Here is a 17,444-nt window from a genome sequence, read left to right on the forward strand (position 1 = left end):
GGTGTTCCCAACTATAACAGTTTACCCATTCCCCATTCCCCATTCCCCATTCGTAATTACCTATAAATATCCCCTCTTTACTTCCGTTTTTGCGGTTTAGTTTGAACACTAATAGGGCCATTAACAATAGTTTGACAGGCCAATCTATAGCTATCGGGTTTTTTCTTAAGAATACGCGCTTCAACTTCCGTGCGGGCAGGAAGATTATCTATCCCTTCGACAATTTCCACAATACAAGTCCCACACTGACCATAACCGCCACAGTTCATCATTTTGCCCGTGAAGGTATATAAGTCAATCTGGTTTTCTAGGGCTTTAATTCTGAGATTGGCCCCATCCGCAGCAATGATTTCCTTGTTTTCACTCACGAATCTGATATTACCCATTTTGATGTCCTAGCTGCATTAACATAGCGTCTCTTTCAAATTATTACAAAAAGTTAACATTTCAACCCTACAAAGGATAATCCGACAGGATATTACCCGGAAGGTTACTTACAGCCCGTTGCAGGGCAGACAGAGCGCGGTTATAACCGATGATGGCATTGAGGAGTCGGTTTTGGGCGCGAGTTAAGTCCGTTTCTTGGTTAATCACCTCTAACTGAGTTCCCACCCCCGCTTGAAACCGTAAACGCGCTAAACGTAAGGCTTCGGTTGCTTCCTCCACCCCTAAACTAGAGGTTTGAATATTATCAAAGTTAGCTTGGAGGTCATAGTAAGCCCGTTCGGCATCCAAACGAATTTGATTGAGTAATTGATTAAAGCGCTCATCTGCGATGCCGATATCTAACTCCCGTTGTCGGGCTTGAGCTTTCGCCGCACCCCCATCAAAGAAATTCCAAGACAACTGGACTTGAGCATCATAGCCATCGGCCCAGCCATGGACAGCCTTGTAATCGGTGTTATCATTGATTCTACCCAAGACGTTATAAGTCGCCCCCACGGTAACATTCGGACGAGTGGCGGCTAGGGCTGCCCGGCGCAATTGTTGAGCGCGATCGCGTTCAGCTAACTGTTCCTCCAACTCCGCCCGATTTTGATAGGCTTGAACAATGGTTTCTTCCAGGGTTAAATCCCAAGCTCCCGCCAAAGCAATCGGGTCAGCCGCCAATAAATTCGTATTTTCATCAATATTCAGAATCGCGGCTAACTCCCGCCGGGTTTGAAATTGACTGCGCTGGGAATTAGTCAGATCCTGTTGGTTATTGGCAAGGGTGACACGAGCTTGCAACACTTCAAAACGGGTTCCCACTCCAGCCCGTTCCAAAGCTTCGGCATCCTCTAAACTCTTTTGAGAGTTTCGCACAGCAGCCGCTTGAATTTCCACCGCAGCATCTGCTTCTTGCAAATTGTAATAGGCACGAGCTACATTAAATCGGACTTCTTCTAAGGCCGTTTCTAACCTTAACTCCAGAATCCTTAACTGTTCTTCTGAGGCCTTAATTCTAGCCCCCCTCAATCCATTAATTCCCAGGTCGTACTGCAATTGAAAGGAATTATCAAAGGAATAGGTTCCATAGAGGGTCTGAAATTCCCTCTGATCCGCCCCGGGAACATTATTGAACCGAGCCACTCGTAGGGCGCGATTTTGAGCCCGAACTTGTAAGTCCTCCACCGCCGAGACGTTGCGAGAAAAACCGGAACGAAAGACCAAACTCGGATATAAATTCGCTTGGGTTTCCCTGACCGCCGCCAAGCTCTGTTCGACTTGCAGTTGGGCAATGCTGACATTTTCATTATTCCGAATCGCTAAATCAACCGCTTGTTGAAGGGTCACAGGAACCGTTTCCTCAATATTCACCTGTTCGGGTAAGGTGGGGCGATACAGAGGATCACTACTTGGGAGCAGAATTTGAGGAGGATTGGTTTGTAAGGTTCCGTTGGGAGTCGGAGGGGGAAAGGGAGTCGTGGGAGGAGTCAGGTCAGGAACCGTTAAGGCGGGCCTACTGACTTGAGCCAGTTGAGTCGGTTGAGATTGCCTAACTCGATTTACAGAATCCGTTAGGGTTGCAGCCTGGGTAGAGGGATTTGGTAATGCAACTTCAATCTCTTGGGGACTATTGTCTGGCGAGGATTGTCCATTGTTCCCCAGGGGATGGGGTAAGTTAAAAACGGGGTTGACCCTAGTTGTCGGTTTTGGGATAGGGTCTGCGGTTGTTGGGCCAGAAGCAGCCGGGGCGATCGTCGGCGTTGCTCCAACACCAGTAGATGCCGTTGTTATGGGTGCAGACTGTCGAGCGGTTTTTGTAGGATTTTGTTTAAAAACTGGTGCAGGGAACTCCGATGGTACGGAAGATCTAGCCATGGACTGAGGTGTCATCAACAGATGATCAATAATCCGACGGGGAGAACTGGAGGTTCCTAATTGAGATTTTTTAGGATTTTGCTTAAAGGTTGAACTTAGGATTTCTGCGGGTAAAGACGTTTGAGCAGAAACGCTTTCCACTTTCTCTATGGGGGCGGGTTCAGATGTGGAGTTATCACTCCGTTGTTCTGTTTCCGTAGCAGCATCTGGAACTAAATCCCTGGAATCTTCCTTTAAGGCAGGTGTCGAATCTATGGACAACGATTCCGACCCTGCCTCTGCTTGCTCAGGAGCCGGATACTGAGACTTTGTGGGATTTTGTTGAAAACCCTGCGGTTGAGTTGTATTCGAGTCAGGCAATTTATCCCGAGACTCAATGGGGGAAGGAACTGCTGTTCCTGGCCCCACATTGATCAAGGTGATTGCTCCACTCACTCCCACAGCCATCAAATTACGAAGAACGGACATAAGGCTTCTTTTCTTGTCTACAAGTCCAGAAACAATTTTAGACTAAGGCAGCAATATTCCTAAGTTTTTTGATGTTAGATAGCTGATAGGATTGCTCAAACCCAACCGGATCAGGGATTACTCTAGCAAGCAATATGTTCTGCTTCTAAATCTAATAAACGCAGCAGATGAAGATCGCCCCGGGCTGCGGCCGCCTGACGTCTACGATCAAGTAAACGGCATAAATGATTGGCATGAACTTTTGCCAGATTCTCGTCCAGGGGCTTCTCAAATGTAGCTAAATGGAGTAACCCACCTCCCCTGGTTTCCGCCGCTTGGCTTTTGTTGGGGGCAGTGACTTTGACTTCCTGCACAGGATTTCGTGGCTCCGTACTGCTGTAGGAAACACCCCGATATTTCATGGGTTGCGGGGTCTGAGGCACGGGAACATGGCGAGGGTAGTGAAACTGGACGCCCTGACCCCGATATTTGCCTGTTAATTCCCTTTCCACTATATCGCTCGGCGAAAAAGATGTCTCGTACTGATGACCACGATAGGTGGGTTTCATATGCTGTTTCTCCTGACCTTAGTTTTAAATGGGCTGTCTTCAAGACAAATTTTAAACGAATCTTAAACGATCTTGTTATTTCTGTATTCATTGTTACATTTTTTCAGGTTAAATCGGGAAACTTAATAATTATTTAAGAATGATCTCTCAATTTAGGTTGGGTTAGGTTAGGGGGTTGATTCTGGTTGGGATCTATGGCATCCTTTAACCCATTTAAACCCGTGACCTGGGTTGATCTTCGGGGAGGGGGAATTGCTCCCGGGCTATTTCCAGTTTGGGCAGGAAGGACTGGAGTACGGAGCGATCGCCAACGGCTATAAAACTTTTATTAAGAAAATTATTAAGAAATATAAAGAGTGTTAATATTGTCTTAACTGAAGTCTTAATCAAACCATCCATGCTAAGTTCCAACTTGCCCGAAGAGTCAGAGCTTCTCAAATCGATCTTAGAACCGCTACTAGAGGATTTTGAATACTGGTTTGAGCGATCGCGCCATCTTTTGGAAACGGAGGAGATATCCTTTTTGACTCGGCTCCAACAATCTGACCTGCTGAACCGAATTACCCAAGCCCAACAGAAGGTGATGGCGACTAAAACTCTGTTTTATGCTACGGGGGGACAAGTTGGAATCGAAATGACCGTACTAATGCCTTGGCATAACCTATTGACAGAATACTGGCAAGTGGCGACTCGCTTTCGGATGGAACAAGCTAATCAAGTCAAAAATTGAGATGGGAGGGTGAACTCCCCCAAAATTAATCAACTTTTTAAGTAGAAAGGTTTAATTTGTTGATAAAATATGTCAGAATCCAGGTAGATGAGCGTTTCAATGACCCCCCCGGATCAAGCTCTAAAATAAAATACCCTTTCTATTAGAAAACGGCTTTAGATTAATCAAATAAACCCTAGCCTTAAGGAGACAAAAATGTTACACTTAGTTTACGTCCTGGCTTTTACAATTTTGGCTTTTCTAGCGGTTCGGAATTTAATTCACAGTCTTTTGACAGTGAGTATGGAATCCCATAAACTACATGATCCTCGCAACTATGGAGGGTTAAATAATTCAGGACAGATGGGAAAAGTCCCGCATCCAGAACTACTCGATGAAACGGGAAATTTAATTAATGAACCTTTGTTAGTGATGCGCTCTTTGTCTGTTCAAGACGCGCGAAATCAATTAGATAATTTATATAAATCTTCTCCCGGTTATGGGGATGATATTCATGAAAATGAATAAAAATATTAATCATTAGAAATTTAATAATGATCAGGGTTGACAATTGAATTGCTCATTGATTCACAATAACCGCTCATTGTTAACCTGGGTAACTCCTTGAAAACCTACGTCATCAGGATTTAGAAATTAGTTTTGATGGACAATTAATCAGCCTGTATGATCTTCTGGGGGACTGGGGCTAAGTCCCCCATGCTCCAATCTTCTGATAGACTAAGCTCAAATATTGATCGTTAACCGTGATTTTCAGTTAAATTAGAAATTATGGGAAATAAGTTTCCCTGTACAGACTTGCCTTAGTGCATCTCTAACCCACCAACGAATTTGGGGGCTGGAGTCCTGGGATTTTCGGTCAACAGCTTGCGGTTCTATATATGTTGTTAAATAAAAAAGATACATCGATAGTGACCTTAACGTTATTGTTATCAATAGCGACGAGTCCTATGGCCTGGGCTACCTCTCGGTGGAACTCCAACTCTAGCGTCAATTCTTCTGCGCTTTCAGAGTCGTCCTGGTTGTCTCCCGCACAGGTTAGGAATATTAATACTGTTCCCCAGGTAGGGAAGTTGGAGCCCAAACCTGGATCAGATTCTGGGTTAGGGTTTAATTCTCAACAACAGATCCTCTTGAGCCAGATTGATTCGCGTTCACTCCAAGCTAACACGAACAATGATAGCCTAGTGGGGCAATCTTCCCAAATACAGCCGACAACAGTTCCCGCAACGGAAATCCCGATTTGGTTGTGGTGGTTACTCCCTGTGATCCCGTTTTTGGGTTTATGGGTTAATTTACAATTCAAAGCTCAACGTTCTAAGTCCCCAGTCAAAAAACAAGAAGACCCTATTTCTGTTCCCTTATCTACAAAACCCGATGTCACCGGGGCGCAACCTCAGAAAAATTCTGCTCAACTGGATTTTAACAGTTTGACAGAACCTCTGAAAACTCCATTTTCTCCTAATATTAATCGTCAGTTTATAGAACCTTTAAAAACACCATTTTCTCCAGCAGTTACTACTGTTTCTCTCCCTCGTACTATTATTCAAAAACGGCATCAGACAGAAACGGTTCAATTAGAAAATAATCTACAACCCCAAGGATTGTCTATTAGTTTAATGCCATCGGAGGTGGATAATTTAGATTCTGCGATCGCCGTTCTCCAGCAAGAATCAATCTTATTTGAAAATCAGGTTGAAATCCAACCAGAAGGAGAATTTTTTATCCCAGCCAAGTCTCCTGAGCCGGAATTTTATCCCGTTGAAAATGGAGAAATTGAGGAAGTTTCGGAAGTCGTATTAATCAAGGACATTGATCCGAATGAAGCTGAAGCTGTAATTGCAGAATTTTTGACGACAAAAACACAAATTGAGAATATATCGGTTTCAGAAATAGTAGAATCCGAACCTGAGATTCAAAATGAATCTATTATTTTGAAACCGGATATTACAGAAACAGAATCAACAGTTGTTACGGTTGATGATGAATTAACGGAACCGGAAATATCAGTTTCAGAAATAGTAGAACCTGAGCCTAAGATTCATTCTGAATCTATTATTTTGGAATCGAATGGTACAGAAACAGAATCAACAGTTGCTACGGTTGATGATGAATTAACGGAACCGGAAATATTAGTTTCAGAAATAGTAGAATCTGAGTCTGAGATTCAAAATAAATCTATTATTTTGGAACCAGATATTACAGAAATAGAACCAACATTTGTTACGGTTGATGATGAATTAACGGAACCAGAAATATCGGTTTTAGGGATAGTAAAACCGGAAACCGAAGTAATAGAATTAGGAGTACCTCACCAAGAGGTTCGTTCAGAAACAGACGTAGCAGCTACTAAATTTAATGTAGGAAAGGAAATAAAATTTGAACCCTCCCTTGCGGATGTAGACCAGGGACTTCCACCATTACCCAATGGATATGGTCAAAGTCAGATTTTCCTATTACCCCGTGACCCAAATTGGGCCTATGCGTATTGGGATATTCCCAACGAACATAAAGAACATATCCGTCACCAAGGCGGAAAACACCTTCTCCTGCGGGTTTATGACGTCACCGCAATTGATCTCGATACCCAGCCGCCATTGTCGGTGCAGGAATATGAGTGTGATGAGATGGCTAGGGAATGGCATATTCCTATTCCCATGAGTGATCGAGATTATATTGCAGAATTGGGTTATTTAACCCTAGATGGGCGTTGGTTAGTCTTAGTCAGATCCAATCATATTCATATCCCCCCCATTTATCCTACAGACTGGGAAAATTACCAATTTATTAATATTCCTTGGGATGAAGACCTGAGAGGAAAAACCTTTTTCAAACTCTAACAATTCTACCAGATTAATTTTAGATATTAAACAGGCTGTTAGTGAAAACTGACAGCCTATTTAATGACTACCCTATTCACCGGATATTAACAAGATTGAAAAATGTTAGTCTTGGTTATGGAGAAAACAATACTTTTAAATCTTTGATAGTTGAGCTATATTGGAAACACAAAATACCCTGGTGTCTATGCCTAGCCATCCTTCACATCAATTATCCTCTGAACCAGAAAAATATCTTCAAGAAAAACTAACGGGTTCCATCTGGATACAAAATAAGAAATACCCTTATTTATTTGAACCCAATGGCACTTGTGAGATATTAAACCATAGTCGTTCGGGTCATTACACCATCTCAACCGATGGGTGCTCTGTTTTGCTAAATTGGACAAACCCGGCTTTCACTGAAGAATTGTTTGTCCTAGCGGATGGAAGTTTTTTCTTGGGTGGGAGTGTGTTAGTTCCCAGTAATAAACCACGGAATCATTACTTTCCTTGCTATCCTATAGCTCAACCCGATCTAAATAACTATCAGTTTGAGATCGATACGGGTAAAATGCCTAATTATGGGAATATAATCCTAGATGGTCGCCAGGTAAGGTTAATTAAGAGTGGTTACGGCGGGAATCTTTTGTCTGACGAACTGCGTGAGTTTGATTCCGAAGAAGCAGCCGAAGAATACTACCATTCCACTATTCGTGGTGAAGACCCCTACTATGCGCCCGGTCATATCAACGAACCCATTTACCTAGAATTGTCCGATGACAAGTCCCACAAATTCTATGAAGTCACGGTGAATGGATTAACTGTCACATTCGGCTATGGGCGCATTGGTACGACTGGACAAACCGAAAAAAGCACCTATGGCAGTCCAAGAAAAGCCCAGGCCGCTGCCCAGAAGAAAATCAATGAAAAGTTGAAAAAAGGCTATGTGTTATTCCCTAAAGGGAAGCCAAGCCGATCCAAATCTACTGAGGTACCTCTGCCTGCCCAAATGGTAAAAGAAAGTTCCAACGATGATTCTCCTAACTCTGATCTCGATATTACCCAATTTGTTCGTCCTGCTTGGAAGCCCATTGTAACGGAAGGGGATGGCGATCGCCTGGCTTCCAAGTTTTCCGGTCGTCCTTGGCTGGCAATAGATGAAACCTGGCCCGGTTGCCCCTGTTGTGCCGAACCCTTGCAACTGTTTGTTCAACTGAATTTGAGTCAATTGCCAGAACCTGTCCGTGAGGAGTTTGGTACAGGTCTGTTGCAAATGTTCCACTGTATGTCTGATAAGTGTGGGTTCGAGGTAGAAGAAGGAACAATTTATTATGGTAGAGTTCCATTCTTAATTAAAAATATCAAAATTCGTCTGGTACAGCCCGTGGGTATGGGATCAACCCCACCCCTACCCCAAATCGGTGGAGAAGATTATGGAACTTATTTGCCAGCCAAGACCATCACCGAGTGGCTAGAAATTGAAGACTATCCCGACCCTGATGATCTGGTGGCTCTGATCTATGGCTGGGAGCGGTTAAAAGAAAATGACTTGTGGGATGCAGTGGTGGAGCGTTTAGGTCTGGATGATTTGGATGACTACGATCAGCTATACCCCACCGATGAGAGCGATAAGCTGGGGGGCTACCCGCGCTGGGTTCAGGGTTTGGAGTGTCCAGGCTGTCCCGTTTGTCAGGCTCCGATGCGGCAAGTATTTCAACTAGCTTCGGAGCAAAATCTTAACTATGCGTTTGGTGATCTGGGAATTGCCCATATTCTGCAATGCAAAACCCATAAAGATCAGTTTGCCTTTGTTTGGGCTTGTGGCTAAATCTATTTATTTGGTTTAGATTCTGATTTTGATTATAATTTTTAATGCCAATTGCAATAAAGCTCATGAAAAAATATATTTCTCGTCTGTTAGCTCTAGTTCTTGTGGCTGCCATTACTTTAGTCGGATGCAGTGGGAGTCCTTCGGGAATGTTAACAGGCAATTATTCTAAAGATACTTTAGCCGTTGTCGATAGCTTGAGAACCGCAATTCTTTTACCTGAAGATGCACCCGAGAAAGCCGAAGCCCAAGGTCAAGCCAGGGAAGTCATTAACGAATTTATTGCTCGTTACCGTCGGGATAATTCTGTCACTACCCTGAGTTCCTTTACCACCATGCGTACAGCCCTCAACGCCCTAGCAGGTCATTATAGTTCCTATCCCAACCGTCCTATCCCGGATAAATTAAAAGAACGTTTGGAACAGGAATTTAAACAAGTGGAAGTCGCCGTGAGTCGAGGAGCGTAATCAGTTACCAGTTATCAGTCATCAGTTAACAGTTATTAGTTATTAGTGTAGAGACGTGCCACGGCGCGTCTATATTATTGAGCATTAATCTGCCTAACAGCCTAATCACTTTAATCACCGATAAACTCGCCCGCATCCATTATCAGTGTGTTTCCCTACTGATTTTGTTTGGAACGTTGTGAATACTTGAAAATGTAGTAAAGTCAAATAAAATTTTATGTCAAATTTAATGATTCAGCAACGCCGTTTTTCCGGGTTATTATTAAATTTTTTGATCACCCTTTCCTTGAATCCTTTTTTATTAATTTCTGTAGCTAATTCTCAAACCCTGGCTCAGTGCAAATTATCTCCACAAGCGATCGCCCAGAAAGAAAGTTTACGACAGGCTGTATTAACGGGAAATTCCGAAGCTGTTAAAAACTATAATACTATTCTAACTCAACACGCGCAACAAGTCAATCAATGTCGTCAACAAATTAATCCTAAAAATCAAGCGATTTGGTTAAGATTATATCCCTGTGATACGAGAACCGGAGAAATTGATCGGATTTTAGATAATATTATTAATAAAGGCTATAACAAGGTTTATTTAGAAGTCTTTTATGATGGTCAAGTGTTGTTACCTTCTGGGAAAAATCCCACCGCCTGGCCAGCAGCTATCCGCACACCTGGAACAGAAAACCAAGATTTATTAGCAGAAACCATCCAAAAAGGCAGACAAAGAGGCTTAAAAGTATATGCTTGGATGTTTATGTTAAATTATGGCTATACTTACACCTTAAAACCTGACCGAACATCAGTTTTAGCGATAAATGGGAAGGGAGAAACCACCACAACGGCAGTTTTAGACCAAACCAAAATAGACGAATATGGAGAAAGTTTTGTGAATCAAGGGTTTGTTGACCCCTATCATCCCATAGCTAGACAAGATTATTTAACCTTATTAAATGCCGTCTTACAACGTCATCCTAATGGAGTTTTATTTGACTATGTTCGCTATCCCAAAGGGTTAGGAGCAGATTCGGTTGCCTCCAAAGTCAAAGACCTATGGATTTATGGAGAATATTCTCAACAGGCATTTTTAAATCGAGCCAGTAGTCAGAAAGGACGAGACTTGATGCAGCGATTTTTGCAGCAAGGATTTATTACCGAAATTGATGTTAAAACCGTGAATGAAAAGTATCCTAATGAAAAGGATAAACCCTATTGGCCAGATGAAAAAGAGTGGAAAACCTTAGCCTCTATTCCCAAGATGGGAGATACTTTACAACTACAATTATGGCGGCTAAGTGTTGCCCATGCTAGACAGGGAGTTTTGGATTTTTTAACAATAGCAAGTCAACCCGTACAAAGTCAAGGAATTCCAGCCGGAGCGGTATTTTTTCCCGAAGGAAATCGCCGAATTGGGCAGATGGGATTTGACTCCCGAATGCAGCCCTGGGATCAATTTTCCCCCTCCATTGAATGGCATCCGATGTCCTATGCTGTCTGTGGTCAAGTCAACTGTATTACGGCTCAAGTGCAGCAAGTTGTAACTCAAGCTCCCCCAGGAACTCAAATTATCCCAGCCTTGGCGGGAGACTGGGGAAAATCGATCAAAAATCGCCCTTCTTTACAACAGCAAATGGCTGATATTTACGCCACAATTCCTCAAATTAATGCCTTTAGTCATTATGGTTATGATTGGCAAGATTCTGAAGAAACCCGAGAACGAAAATTTTGTAAACGTTAATAGTTATTAACTACAAAAAATCTCGAGATTTTTGAGTATAAAATCACTCATCCCTATGGGATTAACCTTAGCTGTGGTTCAGATTTGAACAATGACGCTATAATTGTTTCATCAATTGGAGTTAATTTTATGAAAAGTGCAGAACCTCAAGCTGGTTTAACCAGTATTTTTTTGGGAATTGCCTTAGCCGTATTAGCCTTAATTTCGGTCAATTCTTTTGTGATTATTAACCCAGGTCAAGCGGGGGTGTTGAGTATTTTAGGAAAAGCTCAAGATGGGGTATTATTAGAAGGCATTCATTTCAAACCCCCTCTGGTTTCTGCGGTTGATATTTATGATTTGACGGTACAGAAATTTGAAGTTCCGGCTCAAAGTTCTACCAAAGATTTACAACAATTATCGGCAAGTTTTGCCATTAACTTTAGGCTTGACCCGATACAAGTAGTCAGAATTAGACGAGAACAGGGCACTTTACAAAATGTTGTTTCTAAAGTTGTGGCTCCCCAAACCCAAGAATGTTTTAAAATTGCAGCAGCAAAACGAACCATTGAAGAAGCTATTACTCAACGAGAATTATTAAAATCAGACTTTGATGAAGCTTTGAATGAACGATTAGATAAATATGGGATTATTGTATTAGATACCAGTGTGGTTGATTTAGCATTTTCTCCTGAATTTGCCAAAGCCGTTGAAGAAAAACAAATTGCCGAACAACGAGCCAGACGGGCAGTTTATATTGCTAAAGAAGCGGAACAACAAGCTCAAACTGACATTAACCGAGCCAAAGGAACGGCGGAAGCTCAACGTTTATTAGCAGAAACTTTGAAAGCAACCGGAGGACAATTAGTCCTGCAAAAAGAAGCTATTGAAGCTTGGAAACAGGGCGGTTCTCAAATGCCAAGAGTGTTAATTATGAATGGGGATAATAAAAGCATGATTCCCTTCTTATTTAATTTAGGGAATGCTTCAGAAATGAGTTATGAATAAACACAATTCCTGAATAATTAGAGGGTTTATAGCGGCAAAAATTACTAAACCCTCTAATTATTTAGCACCACAAGCAATACAAGCTAGAATATCTTCTCGTTCTATTCCAGGGTATTCTTCTAAAAGGTATTCAATGGTGACTCCACTGGCTAAAAAATCTAAGATTAGAGACACTCAAATGCGATGACCCCGAATACAGGGTTTACCAAAACAAATATTAGGGTCAATAGAAATTCGAGACAGTAAATCTGCTGGCATCATACTTTACCTATTGTCATTGGTGTAAGATTGACTATTTCATAGTATAATTATACTAGATTCCTGTGAATTAATTGCTTCGGCTACGATTATCTATTTTTAATCTCTTAACACTTATGTCTATTTTTACCTTACAATCCGTTAAAAAAGAATTTGGAACCAAAGAAATTCTCCGAGATGCTAACTTTAGTTTAGATGCCACAGATAAAGTAGGTTTAATTGGAACCAATGGCTCAGGAAAATCTACTTTATTAAAGATGATTGCGGGACAGGAATCAATTGATGAAGGGCAACTTTGGGTTAATCCCAGGGCAAAAGTTATCTATTTACCCCAACAACCGAATTTAGATGAAAACCTCACGGTTTTAGAACAAATTTTTGCCGATAGTGGCGAACAAATGCACCTAATTCAAGAGTATGAAGACCTATCTCATAAATTAGCAAAACATCCCGAAGATTCCCAACTCTTAACCCGATTTTCCCAAGTCATGCAACGCATGGATGCGACAAATGCTTGGGAACTAGAAAACACAGCTAAAATTATTTTAACTAAATTAGGAATAGAAGATTTTGATACTCCGATTCGCCAGTTATCCGGGGGATATCGCAAACGCATTGCTTTAGCAACGGCGTTATTAGTAGAACCGGATGTTTTATTAATGGATGAACCCACAAACCATTTAGATGCGGCTTCGGTGGAATGGTTACAGGATTATTTGAAAAATTATCGTGGGGCTCTATTATTAATTACCCACGACCGCTACTTTTTAGACCAAGTAACTAATCGAATTTTAGAACTAGACCGGGGGGATTTATTTACCCATGCGGGAAATTATTCTTATTTTTTAGAAAAGAAAGCCGAAGCCGAGGATATTGCTGTTAGTCAACAACGCAAACATCGGGGGGTTTTACGTCGGGAATTAGAGTGGTTAAGACGGGGGCCAAAGGCTAGAAGTACCAAACAAAAAGCCCGGATTCAAAGGGTAGAAGGGCTGCAAGACATGGAATTTAAGCAAGTCCAGGGGAAAGTTGAAATTTCTACCCCTGGGCGTCGTATCGGTAAAAAAGTGATTGAATTAAACCATGTTTCTAAATCCTATGATAATCGCCCTTTAATTCAAGATTTTACCTATAGTTTTAATCCCGATGACCGTTTAGGAATTATTGGGGGAAATGGGGTGGGAAAATCAACTTTATTAGATATGATTACAGGGCGAATCCAACCGGATGAGGGCATAGTAGAAATTGGGTCAACCATTCATATCGGTTATTTTGACCAACATTCGGAGGATTTGTTGGCGGCGATGAACGAAAATCAGCGCGTGATTGATTACTTAAAAGAAGTGGCAGAATATGTAAAAACCGCCGATGGAACCCAAATTACAGCCTCGCAAATGTTGGAACGGTTTTTGTTTCCACCGAATCAACAATATTCTCCCTTAAACAAACTTTCTGGGGGGGAAAAACGACGATTATTTTTATTACGGGTGTTAATGAGCGCGCCCAATGTGTTGATTTTAGATGAACCGACTAATGATTTAGATGTTCAAACTTTATCGGTTTTAGAAGATTATTTAGAGGATTTTAATGGTTGTGTCATTGTGGTTTCCCATGACCGCTATTTTTTAGACCGAACTGTTGAAACTATTTTTTCCTTTGAATCTGGGGGAACTTTACGACAATATCCAGGGAATTATTCGGTTTATTTAGATTACAAAAAAGCCGAGGAATTAGAGCTAAGTCGTCAAGGGGTAAAGGTCGAAGAAAAAATCCTATCTGGGGTTGCAGACGGGGACAAATCCCAACGGTATTCTTGGGATAAGAGTGGACAGCGTAAATTATCTTCTAAGGAAAAGCGAGAATATGAAAAGTTAGAGACAAAAATTGCTGAATTAGAAGCGAAAAAAATAGACTTAGAAAAACAACTCTATCAAGCTCCTCCGGGGGCCGTTTCTAAGGTTCAAGACCTGCATCAACAGGTGGAAAATATTATCCTAGAAATTGATAATGCCACGGAAAGATGGTTGGAATTAGCGGAAATTGCGGCTTCTAATTAATGATCAATTGATAATTGATAATTGATAATTGATAGTTATTTTTTTTCGAGGTTTAAAACCTTTCCTGTTAAGGGGAAAAGAGCAATAAAATCTGCTTTCTCAATCCTCTTTTTTTCCGTGAGAGGTAGTTGTCAATTGTCCATTATTGAAATCCGGTGGAATTTCAACTGAACGCAAAAACGTCGCACTTTCTTCGGGTAAAGCCGTATTAATATACATCCCACTGCCTAATTCAAATCCGGCGGATAGGGAAACCCGAGGAATTAAGGCAATATACCAATGGGAATAATCCGTGCGTTGTTCGGCGGTAGGAATAGAACGAATTGTATAATTATAATCGGGATTATTTAACCCATAGTAAAGTTTAGCTAGAACATTTTTTAAGGTTTTAGCTAAATCCAAGATTTCCTCATCGGTAATTTCATCAAAGGAGGAACTATGACGACGGGGAAAAATCCAAGTATGAAAAGGAGAAAGGGCGGCATAGGGAATAAAAGCTACAAAATGTTCACTGGTAAAAATAATCCGTTCTTGGGCTTGTAATTCTTCCTTTAAGGTGCGACAAAAAAGACATTCTCCAGTATCATCATAATGGCGAATTGCTTCTCGCGCGCGGTCACGCCATTGATAGGGAACAATGGGAATTGCAGCAATTTGAGAGTGAGGATGTTCTAAAGAAGTTCCCGCTCCTTGACCATGATTTTTAAAGATAATAATAGTTTCTACCCGAGCGTCTTGGCGAATTTCAATATACCTTCGGCGATAAACTCGAATAACATTTGCAATATCTTCGATTTCCATTAATGCCATTGTTAAATCATGGCGAGGGTGTTCAATAACAACTTCATGAAACCCAAACCCTGATAAGGCGTGAAAAATTCCCTCGCTTTCTCTGATTCTTTCACCTTGAGGAGATAGGGCGGGATATTTATTAGTAACCACCCGGACTCGCCAATCTAAATCATCGGATAACCGTAAGGTTTCTTGACCTCCTGTTAGCAATTCATTCCCTGGACAAAAGGGGCAATTAGAACGATACTGAGGGGTAGGAATTAGTTGGGTTTCAGTTTTGGTAAATTCATCGGGTCGTTTTGCCCTTTCAGTGGCAATAATTACCCAATCTCTTGTGATTAGATTCTGTCTAAGTTCAGTCATATAGGAGGGAACAGGGAACAGGGAATAGGGAATAGGGAATAGGGAATAGGGAATAGGGAATGGGGAATGGGGAATGGGGAATGGGGAATGGGGAATGGGGAATGGAGAAATAAAAAGAATTGATTATTTTTTGTTGCTATTTAAACCTCTTTTTGTTCCTAGATAAACGGCAAAACTTCCTAACCAATGACTGCCACCATAGAAATTACCAGATACAGGATTTAACCCGACTTGGTGATGAAGATTTGCTACGCTTTTTAAAGCGGGTATGCGGTTATCTGTGGGTAATAAACCAGAGATTATCCCTTGTAACATCCACGCCCGACTCAAGTTTAACCCATCAAAATGAGATTGTCCGTAATCTTCAGGATTATTAATAATAATCGGAGAAAACCAATCGGTTTCTAATTTTTGGGAAAGTTCGGGTAAAAAAATAGTTAACCATTCTCCAAATTCTAAAGCCGGGAGAACCCGACGCATTAAATCGGCTTCTGCTAGACTAGGAGAGAGAAAATCATCCCCCAAGGGTTCACAGTGAAGGGAATAATTGTAATCATGGTAATAGAATTTTTGGATTTTATGTGCAACTACTTCTAATAATGGTTGATGGTGGGTAAGGGTTGCCCAATCCCAAATTAATCCTAACGCAAAAGCTGTTTGATTGTGTAATCCGGTGCGGTTGGGATAGGATAAATTTAATAACCATTTATGAATATTGTTAATAATAACGGTTTCTAAAGGTTGTAAATATTCTAATAAGAGTTGACTCTGTTCGTCTTGCCATTCAGTCAGTTCTGCCATTAATTGTAACAACCAAGCTAACCCATAGGGACATTCAAATCGGGGCTGAGATTGTAAAAAATTAGCCTCGATTTTAATATGTTCCGGGGTGAGATTTAGGGTTAAAATTTCTCGAGCAGAGGACACAAAATCTGCCTCGGGAAAATATCTAATTAACCGAGTTAACATCCAATGGTTATGCACCGCCGAATGCCAATCTAAACAGCCATAAAAGGCGGGATTAAGTTGTCGATGGGGAATCAAATCCCGGGAACTTTCTAACCAATAATATTGAACATGAGGATACTCTTGTACAACACATTGTAAGCCAAATTCAGCAAATCGACTGGCTAAGTTGACCGCAAATATTTCTGATTCTAAATTCACGATTTTTTGAGTTAATTTATGCTATTATAAAATTACTAGGTTAAGTTATCATACTTTTTTGTTGCGCTCGTTGTTGCGCTTCAGCGCACTCCTAACAAATAAATCAACATTATTTCGGACTAACTGAAGGTCTAGGAGTCGGTTGAGGTGTAGGAGGTGTAGGAGGTGTTTGGGGAATTTCCGGGGGAAGTTTCCACTCCTCCAGAGGACGATTAATAGTAGATAAAATATCTTTAGAAATCACTAAAATACTGACTTCTTTTCCAGAAGATTTAGGAGAATCAATTTGAGCGTATAAAGAATCTCCGCGAAAATCAATGTTTCCTAAATTTAATCTATGGATGGTATTATTTTTAAGTTTAATTTCTATTTTATCCGTTACGGTATCTAACCCATAATCCTTAATTTTTTCAGCAGAAACCGTTAACTTCTGAATCCCTGAGTTAACATCCGAGGGATTACTTTGATTTTTAAACAGTTCCCTGAGTAGGTAATCTACCGAAGCAGGATTAGCTAAAAATTGTATTGGGGCTGTAATTTTCCAAGGAGATTTTTTCAACTCATCGGCGTTAGTAACCCGTTCCAAGGTAAGTGTTTGTTGAGGAGTTGTAATAGTAAAAGATTGAATTTCATCCTTGGGAAAAGAAAAAATTTGTTGTTGTTTAGCTTGAATTTCTTGCTGTTGAGTTTTCCCCTGAATTTCAAATACATAAACAACCCCGGTCAAACCCAAGGCTAAACCCATTAAAATTAATGTTGAACGTTGAAATTTCATCAGTTAGCAGTCATTATTTGTCACTTACCCATTATCAGTTGTAGGGGCGGGTTCATCAAGATTTAAGTAATTAACAAAGATCTAAAAGAACCCGCCCGTACCAGTAAACAATTATCAGTTACCAGAAATATTAACTCTTACACTGATAA

The 17,444-nt window shown here is 41.0% G+C and carries 15 protein-coding genes and 1 pseudogene; 9 read left to right on the forward strand and 7 right to left on the reverse strand.

From position 1 onward, the window contains the following. Positions 1–77: 77 nt before the first annotated feature. From AC2D3N_RS13840 to AC2D3N_RS13850, 3 genes are all read right to left on the reverse strand, one after another. Complete coding sequence (locus tag AC2D3N_RS13840; protein WP_079681253.1) at positions 78–386, reverse strand: 2Fe-2S iron-sulfur cluster-binding protein; 309 nt, start codon at positions 384–386, stop codon at positions 78–80. 67 nt (positions 387–453) lie between these two features. After that, positions 454–2,772, reverse strand: a complete 2,319-nt coding sequence (locus tag AC2D3N_RS13845) for a TolC family protein (RefSeq protein WP_484691191.1) — start codon at positions 2,770–2,772, stop codon at positions 454–456. Between the two features lie 122 nt (positions 2,773–2,894). Continuing rightward, positions 2,895–3,320 (reverse strand): DUF4278 domain-containing protein, encoded by a 426-nt coding sequence (locus AC2D3N_RS13850; protein ID WP_484691192.1) that lies wholly within the window; start codon positions 3,318–3,320, stop codon positions 2,895–2,897. 194 nt (positions 3,321–3,514) lie between these two features. Between AC2D3N_RS13850 and AC2D3N_RS13855 the strand changes: the two genes are divergently transcribed. The 8 genes from AC2D3N_RS13855 (at position 3,515) to AC2D3N_RS13890 (ending at position 11,883) form a co-directional block, all read left to right on the forward strand. Further along, positions 3,515–3,640, forward strand: coding sequence for a hypothetical protein (locus AC2D3N_RS13855; protein ID WP_484691193.1), 126 nt, complete (start codon positions 3,515–3,517; stop codon positions 3,638–3,640). Positions 3,641–3,717: 77 nt separating this feature from the next. Beyond that, the gene (locus AC2D3N_RS13860; protein ID WP_079681257.1) at positions 3,718–4,050 is read left to right on the forward strand and encodes a DUF2605 domain-containing protein; all 333 of its coding nucleotides are present in this window, start codon (positions 3,718–3,720) and stop codon (positions 4,048–4,050) included. Between the two features lie 195 nt (positions 4,051–4,245). Continuing rightward, positions 4,246–4,557, forward strand: coding sequence for a DUF2973 domain-containing protein (locus tag AC2D3N_RS13865; RefSeq protein WP_079681258.1), 312 nt, complete (start codon positions 4,246–4,248; stop codon positions 4,555–4,557). A gap of 677 nt (positions 4,558–5,234) precedes the next feature. Continuing rightward, positions 5,235–6,887 carry a DUF4912 domain-containing protein gene (locus tag AC2D3N_RS13870; RefSeq protein ID WP_484691194.1) on the forward strand — a complete coding sequence of 551 codons (1,653 nt, stop codon included), beginning with the start codon at positions 5,235–5,237 and terminating at the stop codon, positions 6,885–6,887. A gap of 187 nt (positions 6,888–7,074) precedes the next feature. Continuing rightward, positions 7,075–8,697: a WGR domain-containing protein gene (locus tag AC2D3N_RS13875; protein ID WP_484691195.1), complete on the forward strand. Its 1,623-nt coding sequence runs from the start codon at positions 7,075–7,077 to the stop codon at positions 8,695–8,697. 65 nt (positions 8,698–8,762) lie between these two features. After that, positions 8,763–9,164, forward strand: a complete 402-nt coding sequence (gene psb27, locus AC2D3N_RS13880) for a photosystem II protein Psb27 (RefSeq protein ID WP_079681259.1) — start codon at positions 8,763–8,765, stop codon at positions 9,162–9,164. A gap of 217 nt (positions 9,165–9,381) precedes the next feature. Beyond that, entirely contained in the window at positions 9,382–10,896 is a 1,515-nt protein-coding gene (locus AC2D3N_RS13885) for a family 10 glycosylhydrolase (protein ID WP_484691196.1), read from the forward strand. 129 nt (positions 10,897–11,025) lie between these two features. After that, on the forward strand, positions 11,026–11,883 hold the full coding sequence (locus AC2D3N_RS13890) for a prohibitin family protein (RefSeq protein WP_079681261.1): 858 nt from the start codon (positions 11,026–11,028) through the stop codon (positions 11,881–11,883). 57 nt (positions 11,884–11,940) lie between these two features. Here the strand turns inward: AC2D3N_RS13890 and AC2D3N_RS13895 are convergent. Beyond that, positions 11,941–12,144 (reverse strand): annotated as a pseudogene (locus tag AC2D3N_RS13895) (DUF433 domain-containing protein). A 113-nt stretch (positions 12,145–12,257) separates the two neighbouring features. Between AC2D3N_RS13895 and AC2D3N_RS13900 the strand changes: the two are divergent. Continuing rightward, positions 12,258–14,198 carry an ABC-F family ATP-binding cassette domain-containing protein gene (locus tag AC2D3N_RS13900; protein ID WP_079681262.1) on the forward strand — a complete coding sequence of 647 codons (1,941 nt, stop codon included), beginning with the start codon at positions 12,258–12,260 and terminating at the stop codon, positions 14,196–14,198. Between the two features lie 99 nt (positions 14,199–14,297). On the opposite strand, the gene galT is transcribed toward AC2D3N_RS13900, so the two are convergent. The 3 genes from galT to AC2D3N_RS13915 all read right to left on the reverse strand — a co-directional run bounded on the left by galT (position 14,298) and on the right by AC2D3N_RS13915 (position 17,295). Continuing rightward, the gene (gene galT / locus AC2D3N_RS13905) at positions 14,298–15,353 is read right to left on the reverse strand and encodes a galactose-1-phosphate uridylyltransferase (protein ID WP_484691197.1); all 1,056 of its coding nucleotides are present in this window, start codon (positions 15,351–15,353) and stop codon (positions 14,298–14,300) included. A 123-nt stretch (positions 15,354–15,476) separates the two neighbouring features. Next, entirely contained in the window at positions 15,477–16,520 is a 1,044-nt protein-coding gene (locus tag AC2D3N_RS13910) for a DUF2891 domain-containing protein (protein WP_484691198.1), read from the reverse strand. A gap of 109 nt (positions 16,521–16,629) precedes the next feature. Beyond that, positions 16,630–17,295 (reverse strand): DUF4340 domain-containing protein, encoded by a 666-nt coding sequence (locus AC2D3N_RS13915; RefSeq protein WP_484691199.1) that lies wholly within the window; start codon positions 17,293–17,295, stop codon positions 16,630–16,632. Positions 17,296–17,444 lie beyond the last annotated feature (149 nt).

The sequence above is a fragment of the Planktothrix sp. PLAVEN19ND genome, from assembly GCF_057220675.1.